The organism is Sphingomonas sp. SORGH_AS_0950 (genome assembly GCF_030818415.1).
Lineage (GTDB): Bacteria > Pseudomonadota > Alphaproteobacteria > Sphingomonadales > Sphingomonadaceae > Sphingomonas.
In genome coordinates, this window is the sequence record NZ_JAUTAE010000003.1 from 54260 (window position 1) to 74887 (window position 20628).

Genomic DNA, 20628 nt, shown 5'->3' on the forward strand with positions numbered 1-20628 from the left:
CCTATGCTCGGGGAAGGGTGTTCTGCGGCGCCGTGAGGTCGACCGAGAAGTCGTAGTCGCCGGATTTGATCTTGGCCTGGGCGGCGACGAAGTAACGTTCAGGTGGTGTGATGCTGCTCGATCGCGCAACGTCCATGCGATCCATCAGTTCACTCAGCGCCGTCTCCGCCGCGTCGACATCGGACAGAACCGTGATCGTGGCCAGCCGGCGAAAGCGATCCTGGAGCGCCTTGAAGGTGGCGGCGCTAGCGGTGATCTCATCAACGCTGGTGGTGATCTTCAAGGCATCCGCCAGCGCAGGGAAGAGGCTCGCGATCAGCGTGAGCGAGGCGACAAGGACCGCGGGCACATGCTCTTTGAACGCGGAAAAGCCGGCGATCGCGCCGAGGATAATCGGGACGACGACGAATATCTGCTTCTGTCGGCGGACCTGCCGAAGCCAGAGATAGAGGCTCGTCGAGGTGTAGAGGCAGGATTCCTCTTGGCGGCGCGCCTCGACGGCAATCGCTTGGGCGCGGGGGTCGGTCATCCGAGATAGCTCGCGATGCGCGTCCCGAAGAGCTTCTGCCACTCCTCGCCGGCTGACACGATGTAATCCTCCCGCTCATATTCGCACGCTTTCACCGCTCGCTCATAGGCGGTGACGGTGCGGCTATACCAAGCATCGCCGATCCCGACCATTTCGTTCGACGCCGGTGCGTAGATCAGCGCGTGACGCTTGCCGCACAAGAAATGCAGGAAGTCGCGCACGAACCAGTCGTAGAAAAAATAGTGCTGCTCACGAAACGCATAGGTGCGGATGAAATCGGCGACAAGCTGCTCGACATGGAACGACTTGATCGGGACGTTGCAGTGGTATTTCCATGCCTTGATGATTTGGATAAGGGGGCGACAATTGCGGTTGGCGACCATATCAGCGTTGTCGAGCGTCGCACCTTCCGCATCGGGGTAGACGGTGCGCCAACGACCGCCATTGTTGGTATCGGGCATCAACCAAGCCCCAGCATTGTCCCATCGGAACACCGGCACGACCTCGACCTTGATCGTGTTGAAGTTCACGACCACCACCTGACCATCGCCGCGCATGTCGGTCTGCCAGTAGGTTGAAGCGAGGTTGTTCTTTACCTCCTGAAGCAATGCGGACTGCTTATTTCCGGAATAACCGTCGATCCGGCTATATTCTTCCACCGGCAGCGGCATGAACAGGTCAACGTCGTTGGACGGTCTGACCATCGTCCGCTTGCCCCAGGAACCGACCATGAAGCCCGGAGGGTTGTCGGTCGTCGCCCCCCAATATGCACGCTGTAATGATTGGCGCACCCCGAGCTGTTTAGCGAGCGCGTCGTCGACCTCGACCGTGGTGGGTTGAAGCGCTGCATGGAAGCGCCGGAACCGTTCGGTTACTCCCGCCCACATCGGCGCTGTTCGCGATCTTCAGTTCTCATCGAACAACGCTAGCACCACCGCCCATCGATTGGCGATATCTTTGATAGCCGTAGCTTTTTCGCCTGCTGGATTAGAGCAGCAAGGTCGCAGCCGTCGGCGATCCAGGTCGATCATCGATTCCGAGAGCGCCTGCCCGGTGCCAGCTTCGGACCGACTACCTGTATCGTGGGATTGCACACCTGCGATATCTCGACACGGGAAATACCCTGTTCCTCACCACCGACTGAGCCGCTTCTATCGGCATCACAGCCATGCGCTCACCCTTCTCCCGCCCAGGCGGATCGTGGCGGCCCGGACGACACCCGTACCCCCTTCACGCCATAGGCGGCGACGCGCGCCGTTTCGGCGAGCGGCATCATAGGTCATCATCTGCGTCCTGTGCTATTGATGAGAGCCTTCCCTAACGCAGGGAACAAGGGCCGGCTGAAGGCCGATCAGGTCCGTCAGATGGGCTATGGCATGGGTTCAAGGGGAACGTTGCCACACCTAATGCCGAGGCGTCCTGCATCCGGTTCCGGTTGATTGGCCCGCCGGGGGTCATCCCCTCTCTTTCCTGAACGACCTAATCCGGCCGTCCGCCCCCTCCAACCCGCGATCATACGGGCCGAGTTGCCGCTTCGCGGCTGCCCGCACCACCCCTTTGATCGCAGGTTCCCCTCCGCGTCTTCGCGTTCCGGTGGAGGGGCCGTCCTGGCCGGCTTCGACGGTGTTCAGTCGAGGGAATGGACCCTCCGGCGACACAAAAAAGGAACCTCGAAATGCAGAACCTCGTCATCCTCGCTGGCAACGTCGGCGCTACCCCCGAGACCCGTACCACCCAGGGCGGCACCAAGATCACCCAGTTCAGCCTCGCCACCTCGCGCCCGAAGCGCGACAGCGAAGGCAAGATCCTTAAGGACAGCAACAACCGCCGCATCGAGGACACCGAATGGCACCGCATCACCTGCTTCAACGGCATCGCCAAGACCATCGCTGAATATGTCGAGAAGGGCCAGAAGGTCATGGTCCGGGGCCGCATCCACTACACCCGCTGGACCGACCAGCAGGACATCGAGCGCTACGGCGTCGAGATCATCGCCGATGAAGTGACCTTCCTCAGCCGGGGTCGCCAACAGCAGCAGGACGGCACGCAGGGCTACGGCGACGACGATGACGACGACGTGCCCTTCTGATCGGGGCATCGGCCCGGGCGCCCAGGCGCTCGGGCTATCTCTCCATTCGGAATCAGGTGACTTGCTGCGCTTTGTCGGTTGCGGCCTCTGACAGGCGCGCCGTCAGATCGGCAAATCGTTCGAAGTCGGGATAGACGATGATGAGGGTGAATTCCCCATCGGGCTCCGGGCGCCGTGTCACGCTGGTCGCGCCGGTATCCCAGGCCAGTTGCTCCTGCGCATCGACCGCATCAGCAGCGATATTGTTGATGATCCGAATACCCATATCCACCTCCCATGCCGTCAGTCCTGAAGATCCGCCTTCGCGCCCGCGTTCGCTTCTGTCCGCCGCAGCTCCTCTAAGATCTTCTCGACGGCGACCGGATCGCCGTCTGTCGCGTAGCCCGCTATATCGGGTGGCGTACTCGGCAGGCCGAGCGTCACCGCGGCAGCCTGGGCGAGCTTGATCCGGCGCTGCCGCTCAGTCACGGCCGTTTCGCTCTTTCCCTTGGGATTGGTGACATATCGGTTGAGGATGGCGACCGGCGAAATGGTCCGGATGCTGCGACCATTCAGGATGCTCACCGGCAAGCCCGCGGCATCAAGGAACGTGCCGCGGAGCTGTTCGTCCCGCGCGGCGCGCGTGGTGACGATGTCGCGGCAACTTGCGATGGTCTGCGGATCCTTTGCGCTTGGCTGCCCACTCGGGCGATCACCGACGTCCAGATAGGCGATGCAAAACATAAGCGCCTCGTCGATATCGGGCGCGAGCACGATGTTGGCGACCGCCGTGGCGACGCTGGAGACCGCGGCGTCGCTGGTTGTGTTGCCCCCCGCCAGTGACGTTCCCGTTCCGGTGCTGGCATTGCTCTGCGATGCGACCTGCCCGCCCGCCGCCAGCGCCTTGTCGAACCGGGCGGTTGCCGCGTCGTAGTCGCCTTGACGCGCCGCCTGCGTAGCGCTCGCCGCCTTGCAGCTTGTCCAGTCGCTGAGTTTTGGATCGCCGCTATCGTCGGCCGGCGCTGCGGAGACGGTATCGCATTTTCCTTTCGCGCGCGCCGCGTCATAGGCGGCGGTCGCCGTGTCCAGTGCCGACTCCGCGCTCTTGCGCTCGTCCGCGACTCCCTTGATGAGCGCCGCTGCCGTGTCGCCATCGACGTTCGTCGCAGCGGTCGAGGGCGGCAGAAGCACGGTCGAAGGGCTCCGGGCGACGCGCGTGAGCTGCTCGATCGCGAGTACCTTGATCATCATGCGCTGATCGCGTGCGGCCTGAACGACCAGCTCGCTTCGCCCGATCATGCCGTTCAGATACCGCTCGCAGGTCCGATACATGGCTTCCCGGAGCATGTTCACGGTCTGGGTTCGCTCGATCGTCCCGGCCGCCTCCGCCAGCGCCGCGGCCGCCCGGCCTGATTTCGTCGCTATGTTCGCGTCCAGCGAGGCGCTCGCGCTTAGTGCGCTGAAGACGTCGGGTGCCGCCTCCGCGCATATGCGCCAATCTCCCAGGCGATCCCGCGTGACGAGCACGTTACGCTGCTTCGCGTCCATCGTGATGACGCGGTCGCCTGCGGCAGATACCCGCCGATCATGATAGATACTGCTGCCCTCTGCACAGCCGAGCAGGAGTAAAAACAACCAGCAGGTTATCGAGGCCTTCGGCATGTGTCCTCCCGCGCTAAGCCCGAGTTGTCTCGATACTTAAGTCGACATCATGTGATGATGGTTCTCGACTGCCGATACGCGCGAATCCGAGATCGAGGATGATTGTACACGCGTCGTAGAAGCGCAATGATTCTTGTTGTTTCATCACCGGATCGGACGAGTTTTCTTATCGGCTTCAGTAAAGAGAGGAAGGGCGTCTCCCGGCCTTGCCGGGACCGTCGCTCTATTACGCTCTGCTTCACCGAGTCCCTGCGGGTCTCGGCCCATTCGGGTGACGATCGACTGACGGGGCGCGAGCGCGCAAGGAAGTATCTTTCCCCATAGCGGCAACATGGTACCGGCCCGCCCGGGCAAGAGACATGCTGCCCGGCGAACAGCTCTTCCGTGGTCGGCAGGGACGCGGAAGGGGGTGCGGGATCGGGCGGGCGTCCATCACCCCCGGCAACGTCGACGCGTCGGGCTATCCACCGTTGCGCAGCGAGGCTCCGGCCAGCGCGCTTCACCCCCACTCTTGGAGGCGCAATCCTTGGGCCGGCTCGGGGCCTTATGCGATCAACCCGTAAAGGGTCCGGGCGCTTCGCTACGGCTTTTTGCCGGGCCGGCAAAAAGTGATCGCGGCCCCCCCCGTCCTGTCGGGCGCCTGTCGAGCGGGGATGAACCCCGTCGGCTTCACAGGAGCCTCGGACATGTTCAACGATATCTGGATCGCCCGCAAAAACGCGCTCAACCTCGCCCAGACCCTCATGGTCGCCACCATGGTCATCGCCGTCGGCCCCCAATATGCCGTTATCACCGCCGACGATCACGACAGCTCGTTGACCGTCATCCAGGAATACGACCCTTTCACTTGACCGCCCCCGGGGGCCGTTCGGCCCCCGCCCCGTCCTCGTACCGGACAGATCGGGGACGCTGGTGTGCATTCTGCCGCCAGCCTATGTGCTAAACCCCCCGGTCAATGCCTATCCTCAATCCTATTCGCTTCGACGGTACTCTGTCGATCCGCGATCACGCCGTGCCGATCGCCTTCCGCGCGGGAATGGACGATGATGGCGGATTGACGCTCGCACTCGACCCGATTCAACCCGCCCGCGCGGGTACGCCCTTCCACGTTGAAGGCGAACCGCTCCAGGCGCAGGCCGCTTGCTCGCTGGATGGGCGGTCCGACGATGGTTGGCGCTTTGCGAGCGACACGCTCTACGTGACGAGCTGGCGCCGCCCTCCGAACGATCGGGTCGAGATCGAGGCCGATTGCAGCATCGCATCGTTTAGCCGGGACGTTCCCACTGATCACCAGGATTTGCGTGCTTGGTATTTTCGCAAGCTGGGCACCATTAGAGGCATCGAGCGGCAAACGCGTCTAGGGCGGCTCGTTTTCACTGGCTATACCCAACGCCCGATGCAGGTCCCCGCGGCCGTCATCGCGATTCATGCCGGGGCGCAGGAGCGCGCTGGCTGGTGGGAGGAGAGCGAGCGCTTCCTGATACACCTTGCGCGCGTGCTCTCATTCGCGAGTGACGTGTATGCCTTGCCTGTCTACGAGCAGTCCGTTCGACACGGCGTCATGACATTGCGCGTAATTCGGCGTGGACCGGCGCCCAGTCCCTACATGCCGCCGTTCGATGCCCTTTTCATGGACCAGATCTTTGCCTGCGCGGTCAGGATCTTCGACGAACGGCCCGGGGTGATCGAGCAACTCGAACCGGCGATCCGCTGGATGACCGCTGGCGTCGCGTACCAGGAGTCACGTCTTCTCAACGCGATGAGCGCGCTTGAGAGCATCCTCGCTCGATCCGACCTGCCCGATCGCTTCATGGACCAAAGTGCTTTCACGGAACTCAAAAGGCGCGTGCGGCGGTTCCTGCGCGCCGAGCATGCGCCGTCGCGCATGGGAGGCAAGGTCGACGAACTCAACAGACGGTCGTTCCGCGACAAAATCGCGGATTTGATCGCGTCCCGGGGCATCATCGTCGCCGATCTGCCCTCCGATTGGCTGCCGTCCCTGATCGAGGCCCGGAACGTCCTCGTTCATACCGGCGTCGCGCCTGACCTCGCTGCCCCCGACGGCCGCCTGCTCGACCATATCATATGGGCGCGCGAGATCGTCACACGCATCATTCTCGACGCCATCGGGTTCTCAGGCCAGTATCAGAGCTGGCTGCACCGTTCCGCCTATCTGAGTTTTCCTGGCTGTCGGCCCATGAGCGAAGTGGCTGCCGGTTTGTCCATCAATAGCGTCCGCATCGACAGGCGAACCCGGCGCTGACAACAGGATGGATGCTCACTGCGCGCTCTGGGCACGGTCGATCAGCCGGAGGAGCGCTTCACCGCTCTCGCAGAGCCAATGGCCCTGTTCTTCGCAACAGGCAAAGAGCCGCTCCAAGAGGGGCGCATCGGTCGCCAGCATCGCCGCCCGGCCATGTGCAAAGCCGAGGGCGGTTCGCATGCCCTTCCGGCGCTCCGCAAAGACCACCCCGCGATCGTCATCAAGCAGGATTTGTTCGACCCGCTCGTAGAACCAGTAGCTCACGCGGGTCCGTGGCCGATGAATGCAGATGAAGCGGCGCGGCCATGCATCCAGTTCGGCTTCGCTCCAGTCGGTGAAAAGGTCCCCGATATTCCACTTTCGGAGCTTCCGTCTGTCGTCACGCGATAGTCGCTTGACCGGTCGCTCGTCATCCCGTCGTTCGAGCGCCTCGCACGCTTCGTCCCGGTCCTCCCAGCGAGCCCGACCGTTGGTGAATACGAAGCCGATCCCACGATAGCGCTCGGGGTTCGCCGCTACGGTCGCCAGGAGCGATGGCGCGCCCGGAGCGATCGGGAGCGGACGGCGCGGATAGCCCATCTGCGCCCTCCTCTTCCAGGCCTCGGTCGCGCGATCGAGCGCCTGCTGGTCGATGGCCTTCGCGCGGCGAGCGAGCCGTCTTAGCCAGGCCTCTACCTGCCCATAGGCCGTGGTGTCTGGCGCGAGGCGGACGCCTGCTTCGATCAGGCCGGCGACATCGAGGAAGCCGATCCCGTTATCCGAGGCGTTCGCGGAGCAGATGATGGCGCCGCGGTCGGACAGATACACTTTTGCATGCAGCCGTTCGACATGCTTGAGGTGCCGGTTTGACGGCGCTCCGAGGAGCCGAAGTTCGTCCGGGTTCGTCGCCCCCATCGACAGGTCGCAGAGGATCCGAGCATCGGCCGGCATTCCCGCCAATCCGAATAGATGCTGGACGGCACCCGCCCCCCAGAAGGCGACAGCGCAGCGGACGTCGTTGCCACGCAGGATTTCCGCGATCGCCGGGCCAAGCGTCGCGTCGTCCAAGAACATCGTGGTCATAGCCTGCCGCTCCCTCCAGCTCTCGCTCAATCCCGCCGGTCGCCGTCCATGTCGACCGTCATCACGATCGCCGCGGTGATCGGCGCAGTGCGGGCGTAGAAGAGCGCCCGGAGGTTCGGATCGGCCTGGTCGTCGAACAATTTGCCTTCCTGGCAGCGGAGCACCTCGTCCGCGACGAAGCGCTCCAGCCGCCAGCCTCGCGTCGATCCGGGGTCAGACGCGTCCAGAGGCATGGCGAGCGTCAAATTCGCGACGCTGGGTGCTTGGCCGTCGGACAGTCTGGCCAGCGGCCCGTGAACGTCGCTGGATCGCAGGACGCGACAGCCGAATTCGTTGGCAAGATGGGAATTTGTATCGGGCGCAGCAGGATACAGGCCTTTGAACGGCAGCACCAACGGGTTGTATAGCCCGTAATAGACGGGGATGTCGCGCTCGCCAAAATAGGCCTCGATCCGGTTCACCTGTTCGTGTCCGGCGCGCGTCGCATCGTATGTGCTGCCCTGATCGAAGCCGAACGCTCGCTGCTGGTAAAAGGGGCGCTGCGGATCCGTCCGGTCTGCGAGACGGCCGATCCCGATCACATAATCTTCGGGCTCATCTGCCTCGGCGGGCAGCTCCTTGGAATAGAGCCGCTTGGTCTGGAGCAGCGCGACCTTCCGTTGTTCCAGATGCCCCCGACGCCGCAGCATGACGATCAGCGCGATATCGGCGATCTCCCAGCGGCGATACATCCACCGGCCGCCGAGCCAGTGCGTCTCGATGTTGAGCGCTATCTGTTCCGCTGCGAAGAAGGCGGGCGGTGATGCGCTGAGCTCGGCGATCAGGATCCCGTCGAGCATCGGCTCATGCATGGACGGATGATCGGTCAGTGCGCGCGAGACCTTCTCGTTTGCCCCTGCGAACACGTCACGAACATAGTCGATGACGACGTCAGGAATGCCACCGAAGCCTGGACCCATGCTAGCCTGCCCTCTCCGGGTTAGTCTTTGCCCATGCGACACCCTGCCTTGGTTCTGGCGCGAACGACAGGGTCTTGTGTCGGGCACCGGGATTTGGCCGTTCTAGTAGCCGACCTCGGCCGGCGGCACCTCGGGGAAGCGAGCGATGATCCTGCCGACCTTGGCGACGATCCCGACCGGGGCACCGCGCTGGGCCAGCAGATAGTCGAGGCACTCGAGGATGGCCTTCAGCTTGTTCCGTGGCGCCGTCGGCAGCCCGGCACGGCGCAGGCCCTGAGGCTGCTTCGGAAAACTCCGGTTGAACAGCCGATCATGGTGCGCGCAGATATTGCGCAGGTCGACCAGGCACTCGAGCCAGTTGGTGAAGACCTGATCGCTCGGCACGCCGAACTGTCCTGCGATTTGGGTCCGGAGCGAGCCCTCGAGGGTCTTGAAGATGCGCACCGCCCGCCCGAAGGTCAAAAACTCCTTCATCGTCCAGATCGGGGGGAGGATCGGGCTGCCGTATCGCTGCCGGTAGTGAAGCGCGCGCTGATCCTTCGTCTGGCCATAGGCCGACGTGAAGCTCTGCAGCGCCTCGATGTTCGCTGCGGCGTCGCGGAAGGCGGCGGGTGTGAAATAGGGATGACTGCCGTGGCGATCACTCAGCGTCTCGGACATCGCATTGCGCAAGAGGAGTTCGAACTGCCCGACCGCCGCAAAGCACGCCTCCCGTAGGAGCCCGTCGCACGCGTAGAGCTGCAGGATGTGCTGGTAGGTCGTACCCGGCACGAATGGCCGATTGGGTACGCCCGACTGGCGCCGGCTGATGAAGTAGATGCGGAGCCGCTCATATCCAATCAGCTCGATCTTGCGGGCCGCGACGTTGGGGCGCAGCACGACCAGACCCCGATTGCGCAGGTGTTGAACGCGCTGGGCAGCCGTGGCGTGGGGTTTGGTATAGGGTGCGAGCGTCATTCAAAAACGCGAAGGGCCGCCCTTTTGCACTCCCCGAAAGGACGTGTGGCGACCCATGACCCGAATGATGTAGCGTGAAGAGGGAGGTTATGCAAGAGGGGCACCCTGACACTCTCGTAAGACTCCATCCATAGCAGGCTGATCCGGACCAGCAAAGTGGCGGGTGCTTGTGCCCTGGCCAGGAAAGATGATCCGGCGTCTCCTGGCTATAGCCGGGACCGCCGCTCTACTCCGCTTCGCTCCGCCGAGCCTCCGCCGGGTCTCGGCCCATCCGGGTGACGATCGGCTGACAGGGCTCGAACCCGGCGGGCATGTCGTCCTCGCTGGCCGCGTTTGCGTAAGCGTACGGTGAAGGTGCCGCGTCAGGCGGGACGACATGCTCACATGCTCACATGCTCACATGCTCACATGCTCACATGATCACATGCTCACATGCTCACATGCTCACATGGTCACATGGTCCGGTAAATTTGTGCTTTTTGCTCTCGCTCGCGAAGATGTTGATGGTCCGTCGTGCCGGTGCGCCCTAGGCCGACCTTGCGGTTCGTCAACCTGACGGCCCCGACGACGTGATTACTATAGGGACCGCAACAATCGTAGCACTGGTACTCGGCACCGCGCCGCTCGTTGTCGCGATCCTCAGCTTGGTGGTGAAGATCATCGAGCTGTCGCGCCACTTAGGTCCAGTTGGGGACCCCCGGCGCTGGAACGCCGGGGCGTCCTTAAACAATTTGAGCCCCGAACGCCGGAACGCTCGGGGCTCAGGAGATGATCTATAGAAACAGAACTTCGTAGCGGGCCCTACATAGGCCTCGATCCTTACGTTTCAAGTCGGCCCCGCGCGGCTCCGGGCGGGCGGCAACGCCTCGAATGCGGCGACCAGGCCGGGATCACGCAGCAATGTCGTCCATGTCCCTCCATAGGTGCGCGTGGCCAGATAAAAGGTGGCGCTGATACACTCGACCATGCGGCATCGCTCCAGCCTGTCGACCAGCGAATAACCCGGGCCGTACCGGGCGACGACATCCTGCAGGTCCACCCGCATGAGCGTCCCACATCCCGAGCAGCGGGTGCGGACCAGCGCATTCATCCGCAGCATCTCGCCCGCAGTGTCCATCCAGCGGGGCCACAGGGTGACGATGTCGGCAGCGGGTTGCATCATCGGACGATACCTCCCCATCGGCACGATCGTCCAGCATCAGCCTCAGCATGAGGACTCGCTCTTGGCCGACGATCATAAGGGCATTTCGGGCTCCGAGTCCTAGCCGATGCGCTTCCCCGCGCAAGCCCGCGCCGCGGGCTTCTCCACTCACGTTGCGACCCTGGGGGTGTGCCGGGGCGCTATGCATCGGCCGTCCTGTCGCTTGTCGAAAGGCCCCGATCGTCGGGGTCGCTGGCAGGAGACGCATCATGGCCGAGCAAAGCCCACATTCCGAAAGCGCCAAGGGCGGGGCATCCCCGATCGCGCGCCTCAACGATCTGCTGCGCCACAACATCCATGCTCCGGGTCGCAACCGGGTCATGATGACCAGCGGCGTGGCTGAGCTGATCGGAGACGTTAGCCTGTTCCGCAACTTCCAGAAGCGCGCCGAACTGATGCGCGCCGTTCGCGATTACGACGCCTTCGACCGATCGATCGACCCCTATGGGGAACGCGACATGGGCCGGTTCGTGTTCGAGGACACCGACTGCTACTGGTAGATCGATTATTACAACGCCGATCTCTCCGCCGGCTCTGAAAATCCGGCAGACGCCTCGTTGACCAGGCGCGTCCTGACGATCATGCGCGTCGACGAGTGGTGAATGCCTCCTGCCCCGGCGGCTAACGCCGGGGCTCTCCTTTTGCCCGCGGTCATGAGGATCAGACGGCTGTCCAGGGCTTTCCCGCGCGAAAGCACGAATATGGGGCAGCGGAAAAAGACGTGCGGGGATCACCGCATCCGACCCACAACCGTCGGAAAGCGCTGTCGTCGACGCCCCACCATCGTGACGACCGGGCAGCGCCGGCGTCAAGGATGCGCGGCGCCCCCAATTTTGCCGCGGCCTTCGCTTCGCTCCGTCCACGACAAAATCGGCTCCCCCACGCCCCGCTGGCGCGGTCCTGTGACCCCGACCCCGCCTGATCGTCAGGCCGCCCCCGTCATCCACGAACAGACGGAGGTTCACATGCAAACGCAAACCGCACGCACCCAGGCATGGCTCGCGGACCTGGCCAAGATCCAAGTTGAGATCGATCAACATGGAATGCCCGAGGCACCGCGGCGGACTCGCAAGCGGACCCGCAAGCTCAAGCCGCTCTGGGAAGAGTGAGCGGCGACGGGGCGGCAGCGCCGCCCCGCTATCGTCCTGTCTTGTGGTTCAAACGTGCCTGGTTTGTCGCCGTCGGCAATAGGGTATCGCTGATCAGGCGAGCCAGTTTTCGACGGCGAGGCTCCGGACCCGTTCGAAGTCGCCGACGTTCGGCGTGACCAGCGTTGCTCCGGTCGCATAGGGTGCGCCGCTATCGGTAGGTCATTTGGCCCGATCGATTTCCCCGCAGCTTCCAACTCTGCCCGGATACCGGCATATTCCGTGTCGGCCGGAACATCGAGGGGAAGGATCTCGATTGCGCCCAGGATGGCCTCGACCTGCGCGAGCAGCCGGGGGGATCTCTTCTTCGCGCGACCATAACGCAGCTCGGCCGCCGTCACGATGCTGATGCACACTGCCTCGCTTCCCCGCGTCGCGATCTGATCGAAGACCCGGCCTCGAGGGCTACGCACCAAGTCGGACACGATGTTTGTGTCGAGCATGTAGCGGGTACGGCTCACAGCTCGATATCCTTGAGCGGCAGCAAGGACGCATCCAGATCGTCTGGAAAGGCATCATCCGGGCCCAGCGGTTCCAGTGACCGAAGGGTGTCGAGGAGGTTCGGTCGCGGTTCAGGCTCGATGATGAGGCGATCCCCTCTTTGTGGATCAGCACACGGCTGCCGGAGAACTCAAACTCGGCCGGGATGCGGACAGCCTGACTCCGGTTGTTGCGGAACAGCTTCGCTTCGCCGACATCCCGGTTCAGTGCGGGTTCGGCCATCGCTAAAACCTCCATGGCATATCTCGTGTATATACCTAGGGAATCCGAGGCGGGGCAAGTGATCCAGTGGCACCATGCTGTTGGAATCGTGGCCGGGCGCGCGAATGACGTCGGGCGCTGTTGTCACCCCATCATCGATTGTAGTTCCCGATCCCGTTTGACGCGACCGCTTAGCGCCGTTGAATGGCTCCCACTCCCGCCACCGTCCGTCGGCGACCCGTGTGCATCTCGGCGCGAAAGGTGGGCGCTCCCTAGCGGTAGGCGGCACGACGAGAGGCTAGCACGATAGTGGAAGCGGCCGAATTTCAGCCGCGGTCAAGCTCTTATACTAATCGCAGTCACTGCGCCCCTCGGCTCAATGTTGAAAAATGACCGACCCCTCGCCTTCTCTCAAGGAGAAAAATTGCATCCAAACTGGATAGTAATTCATGAGTTGTCGTGAACGCAACACTTTGGCGATATTTCGTCATATATTAGTTATACATTTGTGCGTTGTATGAGCGCAGGGTCGTGCATCATCTTGGTGCGCTCACTATGTGGACACAAGGCGGGGGGCGAAGAGTGACAAGCAAGGGTATCGATTATTATTTTGTAAATTCGTCGCTATTCGACCTTCATGCACAAGCGGAAAATACCGACGGGAGTTGGGCGCTGACGCCCATATCAGTAGGATGTTTGCCCCTGATCAACAATGGTAACGTGCAGATAAACTGGCGGGGACTCCACGAGCCATACGGATCTTTTTCATTTTCTACAACGGCACATACCCCGCAATCATTTACACAAAGTATCAATGTTGTTACTGGGAACACCAGCGGGCCACTCGATACTTTGATGAATACCCGGTCGATCATCGGTGCCGACTCTGCACTCTCCTACGGGATGTTCGATGCGGGAACCGGCAAGGGCACAGGGCTTACCAATCAAGATCAGATCTATGCCTATCTGACGAGTCCGCAACGCGGATGGATGGGTGCGCTGGCCTCTGCCGATCCAGCCGTCCGACAGGCGCCGTTTGCAAGCTTTGTTTTGCCTGGCGCTCATGATGCTGGCATGTTCGACCTGACGCAAGTCGACATCCTGTGCCTCTCCGCAGATGGCATCGCCGCCTTGATAAGGGCCTTTCTTGACTGGATTCCAGGGGCTGCTCAAATTGCTGGCCTTGCGGCGGTTCAGCTGAAAGGTGTGGTGATCGGCGAGGCCTTCACTCAGAAGGACAATATCGCAACGATGCTCGACCTGGGGTGTCGATATTTCGATTTCCGGCCAGGCTATGCGCCTTCCCCGATCAAAAAAATTCTCGGTGACTTGTATCATATCCATAACGTTATTCCTGGGCAGAAGCTCGATACGTTTTTCGAAGACGTCCTCAGGTGGCTGCTTGCGAACCCAACAGAAATCGTTGCCATCAGCTTGAGCACCGATGGTTTCAACGATCATGCGACCATGGATCCAAGCGCTGATGCACTACGGACAAGCTTCGCTGCGGCACAGCAGGCCGTTGGCGCAGTATCTATACAGATCGGTTCGGCAACAGACCTATCGACCAGCTATGCGGATCTTATCGCAGCCAACAAACGCCTTTTCTTTCTGAACCAGCCATCGCTAGGCTGGTTTCCCGCCACCAAGTACGACTCCTACACGGATGCGTACCAGACCACTGACCCTCAGGTCATTATCGACGCGCTGAGGGCAATGACGAAGGCGGAGCAGACCAAGGATTATACGGTCCTGCAATTGCAGGCCACTGCCACGGGTAAAAATCCCGTCGCAAATGCCATCGCCTTGGCAGACTCGATGAGCGCCGCCTACGCTCCGCTTATGTCAACGAAGCCGATGATGGACTCGAATACGTATCCATGGCTGCTCGAGAATGTCGGTAATCTGTCCAGTAGCAATCTACTGATCATTCTGAACGATTTTGTTGACAATGCACTCGCCGGTTGCGTTGCCAGCGTATTGACAGCACAGCGTTGTTCATAAGTATCAAATGTGCTCAACCTCTAAAGAACCCCGGTTTGCTGATGCAAACTTAAATCTGATCGATACGCCATCTCAACATAAATTCGCAAAATCGCGCGAATTTTCGGACGAGGACGAAATATGAAGGACGAACGTTCAATGCCGAAGTGCTTTGCCCCCGTGGCCGATGCCGGCAATCGCCTGACCGAAATGTTCGTCGACATCAGTCAGGCGCGTGCTACGAAGACGAACCTGCCCCCTGCGCAGCGGGCTGTCTTTCGGAAGCTGCACGGTGTCGCCCATGGCCGTTTTGAAAGGCGGCCGGATTTGCCCGACGGGTGGCGGGTCGGCATTTTCGCACACGAGCGTCTGGACGCCTGGATCCGCTTCTCGAGCGATATTGCCCCGACATCGCCCGATCTGGGCGGCATGGCGGGCATCGGCATCAAGCTGTTCGGTGTCGATGGCCCCAATGCGCTAGGGGAAGACGGGGCGACCGCCGACCTCATCATGCAGAATATCGATCGGTTTTTCCTCGATACCGCGCAAACCATGGTCGAGTTCACCTATGCCGGGGTCGTTCAGCATGATTACAGCAGCTATCTGGCTGAGCATCCTGACATCCAGGCGGTGCTCGACGCGATGAAGGCACCGCGTGGATCGTGCCTGACCAACGCCTACTGGGCGATCCTGCCCTTCCATCTCGGCGACGAGATCGTCAAATACCGGCTGACTCCGCATACCGAAGCCGAGGACGTGCCGGACGATGCCAATGACTATCTCAAGACCGATTTGATCAATCGGCTGGCTGCAGGCGAATATCGCTTCACTCTGTCCGTACAACGACGCACCAATCCACAGACGATGCCGCTCGACGCCGCCAATATCGTTTGGCCGGAGGATGAAAGCTCCTTCGTGCCAGTCGCGACGTTGGTTCTGCCGCAACAGCAGATCGACGTTCGAGGCCAAGCGGAATATGGCCAGGGTCTCGCCTTCAACATCTGGCGGGTGCCGGACGCGAACCGGCCATGTTCGGAATCCTCGATCGCGGTTGCCCGTCGCCAAGTCTATGCGGCCGGAGCGGCGATGCGCCACCATGCCAATGGTCAACCGATGGCCGACCCGCGTGTCCCCCGTGCTGCCGAGGCGCCGGCGCCAGCGCTGGCGGCCGACGATTGTATCGTCCGCGCTGTCATCCATCCGGCGATCGGCATCGCCCGCGTTGGGTCCAGCGACGAGTATTTCTACGGTCCTGAAGTCACCGACCCCCTGCCCTTGCCCCCTGGGAGCTACCGCGACGCAGACATGCGCCTGAAGCGTCAGGCGGCAAGATTTCGCATCTATGGCGTCAACGCCCGCGGGGACATCGTTCGGGAGCTGACCGGAGAAGACAGTGGAGCGACGATCGAGTGGCAGGTGCAACTCGCCAACCATAAGGCGGCCTGGTACGGCTTTCAGCTCGCGCTCGATATTCCGGAAGCGAGCTATGCGCCTCCAACGACGTTGCGCAACCCCGGGGTCGCGCATCGCGACACCCTGAAGATCGAGGGCAAGCGCCAGACACTCCTTGGTCCCAACGCGCCGACCGTAACGTTCGAGGACCGTTTCATCAGCGTCCCGGTCTATCTGGGTGAAGCGATGACGGATGCCGAGCAGCGGCTCACGGTACTGGGCGGCAAGGGGGTCTCCGCCAGCGTCGATGGTAGCGTCGCCATTACCTTTGCCAATAATGAGGGATGGTATGACGACGTTTCTGACGGTCCGGTGACCGCGACTGTGACCCTGGATGGGCAGGCGCTCGAAGTCGTGCCCGCCTGGCTCGTGGTCGCACCGCCAAATTACGGACCGCAGCGCAAGTCGGTACGGACGATGTGGGATCTGATGCGCGATGTTGCGATCAAGAGTGGGACGCTCGCCGCCCCCGCAAGGCCGTCCTTCGCGCGCGACATCCTGCCGATCTTCCAGCGTATGGAAGGGCTGCAATGGACCAATGCGGGTTTTGCGGCAGGCTTCGGCTGGGATGGGGTGTTCGACCTGACCAGTCCCAAAGCGGTCGCCCGGCTCGGCAGCACGAGCCCGGCTTATCGCGAGCAGCGTCGGGTTATCTATAACAACTTCCGCGACTTCGGCACCGATGCCAACTCGCCGGTGCCCTGGCCTTGGCTCTATGGCGATGCGATGGCGATACCTCCGGTCGCCAGCCCGCGCCAGAATGCGGTGCTCAGCGATTGCCAGATGGCGATGCTGCGCCAATGGGCGGACGGCGATTTTGACGCTGATGGCGATATCGCGGCAGCGCCGCCACGTTCGATAGACGAGGTGCCGCTCGCAGAACAGGGCGACATGCTGACGCGCGCCGCACTGGAATTCTGTCTGGCGGATGCCTTTCATCCAGGTTGCGAGATGACCTGGCCGGTCCGCGCCGCCTCGATGTACATGGCGCCGTTCCGGTTCCGCCACGCGCCCGATGGCTGGGTCGAACCGCGCCCGAGCGAAGTACTGACGCCAGATGACGTGAAGATCGGTAATGGGCCGCTTTACGGCCAGCTCGCCGGTGGGATTACCCGATGGATGGCGGTGCCCTGGCAGACCGACACCAGCAGTTGTCGGTCGGGCTATACCCCGAGTTATGACCCCTATGTGCCCAGTTTCTGGCCGGCTCGGGTGCCAAACGAGGTGCTAACACGGGAGAATTACGAGATCGTCATGGACAAATCCCGCCCGCTGTCGGAGCGCCGCAAGGCTTTCGCCAATCGGGAGGCGTGGATTGAACCCTTGGGCGCGGATGGTTACACCCAACAGATCAACAACATGATCCATCATTTCGACTTCATGGGCGTGGTCGAGGTGCGGGAGGGACCTGGCGATGCCGATTTTCCCGCCACGATCGAGGTGGAGGATTTTGCGCGACTGATCCCCAGTCATCTCGACACGGCTCAGCAGGGGCACGCGCTGACCGGGGCGCCGTGCGTTGGGGTCGCGCCCGGTGCGGTGGATGGACCGGTCGAGCGACGCGGCAGCCGTTCGGCGACTGAAGTCGATCTCTCCGGCATCGCGTTGGTCAATCGCTACCCCAATGGTTTGCCACCGCAGTCGCGATGACCGATCGCAAATTCGATGTGGTGATCGTCGGTGCGGGCGCGGCCGGATCGGCCGCCGCTCTGGCGCTCGCGCCGCACGCCAGCGTGGCGCTGGTCGACCGGGTAAAGACGCCTGCTTGGCGGATCGGCGAAACGCTGCCAGGGGCCGCGCGGCGCGTGCTAACGACGCTGGGTGCCTATGATAGGTTCGCATCGGCTGGCCACGGTGCCGCGCCCCTCAAGGTCAGCCGCTGGGGATCGGACCAGCCCGTCGAGCTCGACTCGATCCGCGATCCCGATGGTCCCGGCTGGCGGCTTGACCGGGCCAGGTTCGAGTCCGATCTACGGGCAGACGCGGTGGATCGCGGTGCCACCTTGATCGAAGCATCGGTCGGGGTGATCAGTCGCGAAGCAAGTGGGTGGCGCGTCAGGCTCGACAATGGCAGGGCAATCACGGCGTACCGGCTGATCGACGCGAGCGGACGAGGATCCTCGCTGTTGCGCGATCACGGTCAGCGCCGCGCCGTTCTGGATCGACTGGCGTGCGTGTATCAACGTGTAAGGCAGCCGAATGCCTCCGACCCCATCACCTATACTGAAGCATGTCCAGATGGTTGGTGGTATACAGCCCTGTTGCCGGGTGGTGAGCGGATCGTTGCCTTCCATGGCGATGCGGATGGCCCTGCGATCCGTTCGGTGTTGAAGCAAGGGCCGCTCCGGTCCGGGCTGTCGCTGCCGGGGCTGGCAGAGGCAATAGGCTCGGTATGCCAGGACCGGGCGACTGATCCGTCGGTCTGTTCTGCGAATAGCGTCGCGCGCAGCGCGGCGGGCGACGGTTGGCTCGCCGCAGGGGACGGAGCGATCGCGTTGGACCCCTTATCCTCGCAGGGGTTGTTCAATGCCTTAGTGACAGGGCTGGAAGCCGGTGAGGCGACGCTTGCCCTGCTTGCCGGTGACGGTGACGCCGCCCGCCGTCATGCCATGCGTATGGGGCGTATCTGGCAGGCTTATCTCCGCCATCATGAGATTTTCTACGGGATGGAGCGCCGTTGGCCGGACACGACCTTCTGGAGCAGCCGACAAATGTCCGCAACCACGTCGCATTTCTGACAGACCCTCAACGCAGATACGATATCAACACAAATAGATCGCATATCTGCAGCGGTACTGCGTCCAGCGGAGGAGGGGAGCTTCGGCAGTCGTGGATTTTTGTCATCGACCTGCGTGTCAGTGATTTAAAGGTTTTTTTGAGAGGCGTCGAACTACGACCCACTGATCACGACCCAAATTCGCTCCGCCGGAACAGAAAATCTATATTAACAATATTGCTCGAATATTCGAACCGGGCTGGTGACGGGTAGAACGCTCCGCCCGATCATCAGGTGTCAGAAAAACCCCAATTTCTTAGACAAGTCGCCCGAGGTAAATCATACATTGATACCAGATCGTTTCGGCGTCCAAATCTGACAATGCACCGTTACATATCTGAACCGCCAGCGCTTTTGCGACATCGCTAGGGAAAAGTGCTCCTAGGTCGATAATGGCCAACGTCTGATCGGTATTTGGCGTACCCGTGCCAACCGTATTGCCGCTGCCAGCCCATGTGAGCGTCGAAACCGCGTCTGGCGTGGCAGGCCATGGTCCCGTTTTTGTGAAAGCGATGACGTAGGGCCCGCCATGGGCGGTAGCATTTTGGACAACGGCTTGAATGTAGTGCGAACTGTTGTCGTTACTTCTCGCCTGGAGCCAGACGACGTTCTCGGCGCCGCGGTTCTGATTGCCCGCATTCATTTGAATGTCGGCGGCATCATCTTCGTCGCCCACTCCTCTGTAGAATTGCATCAAATAGGTTGCCGAGCCCTTACTGGGGGCGATCAAGGCGGGATACGGATTTGTTATTGCATTAAACCATGCAAACATCTGATATTGGTGAAAGAAACCTGCATTGTCGCCACCTCCTCCCGTCGTAATATCCTGTCCGGTAATGTTAAGGACCGTGAGATTGGAATATACGTCGGGGGTCATGGCAAAATCCTCGCAGCAAAGTGTATAACCAATAATATATAGCTAATTTTAATTAAAAATTGCTTGATACCAACGACTATTTCCTATCTGCTGAAGTTGGCTGATAAATATGACGTGTGGGCCGCCAATGCCACAATCGAATTCGTAGCTTCCGTCGATCATGTTTTGATCGAGGGTCGAGCTGAAGATCAGAGTAAATGGCTGTCTGAAGCCGTCAATCGCGATGGGATGTGCATTTTTTTCTATGTGGTCCAGCACAACCGACGCGTTTTTCGGGACTGCGGTGACTTGGACGCGCTTTCCTACCCAAGCCTCGAAATCGGATGCGTCCAGCAGTCTCATTGGAATCTCCACTGCGCTCTCATGTAAGCGCTACAATCGCTTGGCTGTGATCAAGATCGGGTTGGGAAGCTGCCAGTCATTGCTATCACCGTGGTGACTGCAAGAAACGGCTGCATTAGCGGGAGGGGCAGTCCTCCGCCGGCAACACCAGTCGCTGGGGCGCCAATACCTGCAAGATTGACCGGAGTTCCCGTGCCAGCGGGCGCGTAAATCGATGGATTGCCGCCAGACCCAGTATCGGCCGTATTTGCAAGGAATGCGCCAGGCGACGGCGTATTGCTGAGTTGTGTTGCGGGCACGTTCGATAGCGCGCTGAGGGTCCCGCTCGTTGTTACTGGCGGATGGCTATGCGGCGGCATCTGAGCGCTGGTGATTTGTGTTGTTTCAGCCCCCCCATTTGTACCCACATTGTATGCCGTGCCGGAGATAGCCTTTCCAGTACCGACCAAAACACGGCCTCTCGCATCGGGCAGGCAAAAAGTTGTCACTCCATCGCCGCCAAAGCTTTTCCCTAGTAACGAGAACAGGCTTACATTTTGTTGAATTTGTAGCTTGGCGCCATCGCAGATAGCCCAACCTTTGGGAGCGAAACTCCAAGCCCCTTGGGTAATTTCACCGAGATATGGATCAAGCATTTGCAGCGCTCC

At 61.4% G+C, this 20628-nt stretch carries 19 protein-coding genes and 2 pseudogenes; 8 read left to right on the top strand and 13 right to left on the bottom strand.

Features of this window, described 5'->3' with window-relative positions:
* Window position 1 precedes the first annotated feature (1 nt).
* Entirely contained in the window at window positions 2–529 is a 528-nt protein-coding gene (locus tag QE385_RS19360) for a hypothetical protein (protein ID WP_307105067.1), read from the bottom strand.
* On the bottom strand, window positions 526–1416 hold the full coding sequence (locus tag QE385_RS19365) for a hypothetical protein (protein ID WP_307105069.1): 891 nt from the start codon (window positions 1414–1416) through the stop codon (window positions 526–528). Before QE385_RS19365 ends, QE385_RS19360 begins: the two co-directional genes overlap by 4 nt.
* Before the next feature lie 788 nt (window positions 1417–2204).
* Here QE385_RS19365 and QE385_RS19370 point away from each other — a divergent pair.
* Window positions 2205–2618 (top strand): single-stranded DNA-binding protein, encoded by a 414-nt coding sequence (locus QE385_RS19370; RefSeq protein WP_307105071.1) that lies wholly within the window; start codon window positions 2205–2207, stop codon window positions 2616–2618.
* Between the two features lie 52 nt (window positions 2619–2670).
* On the opposite strand, the gene QE385_RS19375 is transcribed toward QE385_RS19370, so the two are convergent.
* Window positions 2671–2883, bottom strand: a complete 213-nt coding sequence (locus tag QE385_RS19375; RefSeq protein WP_307105073.1) for a hypothetical protein — start codon at window positions 2881–2883, stop codon at window positions 2671–2673.
* Window positions 2884–2900: 17 nt separating this feature from the next.
* Window positions 2901–4259, bottom strand: coding sequence for a hypothetical protein (locus tag QE385_RS19380; RefSeq protein WP_307105075.1), 1359 nt, complete (start codon window positions 4257–4259; stop codon window positions 2901–2903).
* Window positions 4260–4945: 686 nt separating this feature from the next.
* Between QE385_RS19380 and QE385_RS19385 the strand changes: the two genes are divergently transcribed.
* Together QE385_RS19385 and QE385_RS19390 are read left to right on the top strand one after the other, a co-directional pair.
* Window positions 4946–5110, top strand: coding sequence for a hypothetical protein (locus QE385_RS19385; RefSeq protein ID WP_307105077.1), 165 nt, complete (start codon window positions 4946–4948; stop codon window positions 5108–5110).
* 104 nt (window positions 5111–5214) lie between these two features.
* Window positions 5215–6522, top strand: a complete 1308-nt coding sequence (locus QE385_RS19390) for a HEPN domain-containing protein (protein ID WP_307105079.1) — start codon at window positions 5215–5217, stop codon at window positions 6520–6522.
* Window positions 6523–6537: 15 nt separating this feature from the next.
* On the opposite strand, the gene QE385_RS19395 is transcribed toward QE385_RS19390, so the two are convergent.
* The 4 genes from QE385_RS19395 to QE385_RS19410 form a co-directional block, all read right to left on the bottom strand.
* Entirely contained in the window at window positions 6538–7584 is a 1047-nt protein-coding gene (locus tag QE385_RS19395; protein WP_307105081.1) for a phospholipase D family protein, read from the bottom strand.
* A gap of 26 nt (window positions 7585–7610) precedes the next feature.
* Entirely contained in the window at window positions 7611–8543 is a 933-nt protein-coding gene (locus QE385_RS19400) for a hypothetical protein (RefSeq protein WP_307105083.1), read from the bottom strand.
* A 102-nt stretch (window positions 8544–8645) separates the two neighbouring features.
* A complete protein-coding gene (locus tag QE385_RS19405) occupies window positions 8646–9500 on the bottom strand; it encodes an Abi family protein (RefSeq protein ID WP_307105085.1) in 855 nt (284 codons plus the stop codon).
* A gap of 826 nt (window positions 9501–10326) precedes the next feature.
* Window positions 10327–10662: a hypothetical protein gene (locus QE385_RS19410; RefSeq protein ID WP_307105087.1), complete on the bottom strand. Its 336-nt coding sequence runs from the start codon at window positions 10660–10662 to the stop codon at window positions 10327–10329.
* A 362-nt stretch (window positions 10663–11024) separates the two neighbouring features.
* On the opposite strand from QE385_RS19410, the pseudogene QE385_RS19415 reads away from it, so the two are divergent.
* Both QE385_RS19415 and QE385_RS19420 read left to right on the top strand, forming a co-directional pair.
* A pseudogene (locus tag QE385_RS19415) lies at window positions 11025–11303 on the top strand (DUF3768 domain-containing protein).
* A 363-nt stretch (window positions 11304–11666) separates the two neighbouring features.
* On the top strand, window positions 11667–11810 hold the full coding sequence (locus tag QE385_RS19420) for a hypothetical protein (RefSeq protein WP_307105246.1): 144 nt from the start codon (window positions 11667–11669) through the stop codon (window positions 11808–11810).
* Between the two features lie 242 nt (window positions 11811–12052).
* Here QE385_RS19420 and QE385_RS19425 read toward each other — a convergent pair.
* Window positions 12053–12292, bottom strand: a pseudogene (locus QE385_RS19425) (PIN domain-containing protein); the annotation flags it as partial.
* Window positions 12255–12572, bottom strand: a complete 318-nt coding sequence (locus QE385_RS19430) for an antitoxin (protein WP_307105090.1) — start codon at window positions 12570–12572, stop codon at window positions 12255–12257. The gene QE385_RS19430 and the pseudogene QE385_RS19425, both read right to left, overlap by 38 nt.
* Window positions 12573–13133: 561 nt before the next feature.
* Between QE385_RS19430 and QE385_RS19435 the strand changes: the two genes are divergently transcribed.
* The 3 genes from QE385_RS19435 to QE385_RS19445 all read left to right on the top strand — a co-directional run bounded on the left by QE385_RS19435 (window position 13134) and on the right by QE385_RS19445 (window position 18724).
* On the top strand, window positions 13134–14555 hold the full coding sequence (locus tag QE385_RS19435) for a hypothetical protein (RefSeq protein ID WP_307105092.1): 1422 nt from the start codon (window positions 13134–13136) through the stop codon (window positions 14553–14555).
* 120 nt (window positions 14556–14675) lie between these two features.
* Window positions 14676–17636: a LodA/GoxA family CTQ-dependent oxidase gene (locus QE385_RS19440; RefSeq protein ID WP_307105094.1), complete on the top strand. Its 2961-nt coding sequence runs from the start codon at window positions 14676–14678 to the stop codon at window positions 17634–17636.
* Window positions 17633–18724: an NAD(P)/FAD-dependent oxidoreductase gene (locus tag QE385_RS19445; RefSeq protein WP_307105096.1), complete on the top strand. Its 1092-nt coding sequence runs from the start codon at window positions 17633–17635 to the stop codon at window positions 18722–18724. The genes QE385_RS19440 and QE385_RS19445 overlap by 4 nt, the downstream gene beginning before the upstream one ends.
* 294 nt (window positions 18725–19018) lie before the next feature.
* On the opposite strand, the gene QE385_RS19450 is transcribed toward QE385_RS19445, so the two are convergent.
* From QE385_RS19450 to QE385_RS19460, 3 genes are read right to left on the bottom strand one after another with little or no spacing between them, the layout of a single operon-like run.
* Window positions 19019–19639 carry a hypothetical protein gene (locus QE385_RS19450; protein ID WP_307105098.1) on the bottom strand — a complete coding sequence of 207 codons (621 nt, stop codon included), beginning with the start codon at window positions 19637–19639 and terminating at the stop codon, window positions 19019–19021.
* 48 nt (window positions 19640–19687) lie between these two features.
* Entirely contained in the window at window positions 19688–19981 is a 294-nt protein-coding gene (locus QE385_RS19455) for a hypothetical protein (protein ID WP_307105100.1), read from the bottom strand.
* A 50-nt stretch (window positions 19982–20031) separates the two neighbouring features.
* Window positions 20032–20616, bottom strand: coding sequence for a phage tail protein (locus tag QE385_RS19460; protein WP_307105102.1), 585 nt, complete (start codon window positions 20614–20616; stop codon window positions 20032–20034).
* Window positions 20617–20628 lie beyond the last annotated feature (12 nt).

Bases quoted from the DNA above. Each gene is read 5' to 3' on its own strand.
- QE385_RS19445 (WP_307105096.1), top strand. From the start codon at position 17,633: ATGACCGATCGCAAATTCGATGTGGTGATCGTCGGTGCGGGCGCGGCC.
- QE385_RS19410 (WP_307105087.1), bottom strand. From the start codon at position 10,662: ATGATGCAACCCGCTGCCGACATCGTCACCCTGTGGCCCCGCTGGATG.
- QE385_RS19455 (WP_307105100.1), bottom strand. From the start codon at position 19,981: ATGAGACTGCTGGACGCATCCGATTTCGAGGCTTGGGTAGGAAAGCGC.
- QE385_RS19405 (WP_307105085.1), bottom strand. From the start codon at position 9,500: ATGACGCTCGCACCCTATACCAAACCCCACGCCACGGCTGCCCAGCGC.
- QE385_RS19365 (WP_307105069.1), bottom strand. From the start codon at position 1,416: ATGTGGGCGGGAGTAACCGAACGGTTCCGGCGCTTCCATGCAGCGCTT.
- QE385_RS19385 (WP_307105077.1), top strand. From the start codon at position 4,946: ATGTTCAACGATATCTGGATCGCCCGCAAAAACGCGCTCAACCTCGCC.
- QE385_RS19370 (WP_307105071.1), top strand. From the start codon at position 2,205: ATGCAGAACCTCGTCATCCTCGCTGGCAACGTCGGCGCTACCCCCGAG.
- QE385_RS19450 (WP_307105098.1), bottom strand. From the start codon at position 19,639: ATGACCCCCGACGTATATTCCAATCTCACGGTCCTTAACATTACCGGA.
- QE385_RS19390 (WP_307105079.1), top strand. From the start codon at position 5,215: ATGCCTATCCTCAATCCTATTCGCTTCGACGGTACTCTGTCGATCCGC.
- QE385_RS19360 (WP_307105067.1), bottom strand. From the start codon at position 529: ATGACCGACCCCCGCGCCCAAGCGATTGCCGTCGAGGCGCGCCGCCAA.
- QE385_RS19395 (WP_307105081.1), bottom strand. From the start codon at position 7,584: ATGACCACGATGTTCTTGGACGACGCGACGCTTGGCCCGGCGATCGCG.
- QE385_RS19440 (WP_307105094.1), top strand. From the start codon at position 14,676: ATGAAGGACGAACGTTCAATGCCGAAGTGCTTTGCCCCCGTGGCCGAT.
- QE385_RS19380 (WP_307105075.1), bottom strand. From the start codon at position 4,259: ATGCCGAAGGCCTCGATAACCTGCTGGTTGTTTTTACTCCTGCTCGGC.
- QE385_RS19420 (WP_307105246.1), top strand. From the start codon at position 11,667: ATGCAAACGCAAACCGCACGCACCCAGGCATGGCTCGCGGACCTGGCC.
- QE385_RS19400 (WP_307105083.1), bottom strand. From the start codon at position 8,543: ATGGGTCCAGGCTTCGGTGGCATTCCTGACGTCGTCATCGACTATGTT.
- QE385_RS19430 (WP_307105090.1), bottom strand. From the start codon at position 12,572: ATGGCCGAACCCGCACTGAACCGGGATGTCGGCGAAGCGAAGCTGTTC.
- QE385_RS19460 (WP_307105102.1), bottom strand. From the start codon at position 20,616: ATGCTTGATCCATATCTCGGTGAAATTACCCAAGGGGCTTGGAGTTTC.
- QE385_RS19375 (WP_307105073.1), bottom strand. From the start codon at position 2,883: ATGGGTATTCGGATCATCAACAATATCGCTGCTGATGCGGTCGATGCG.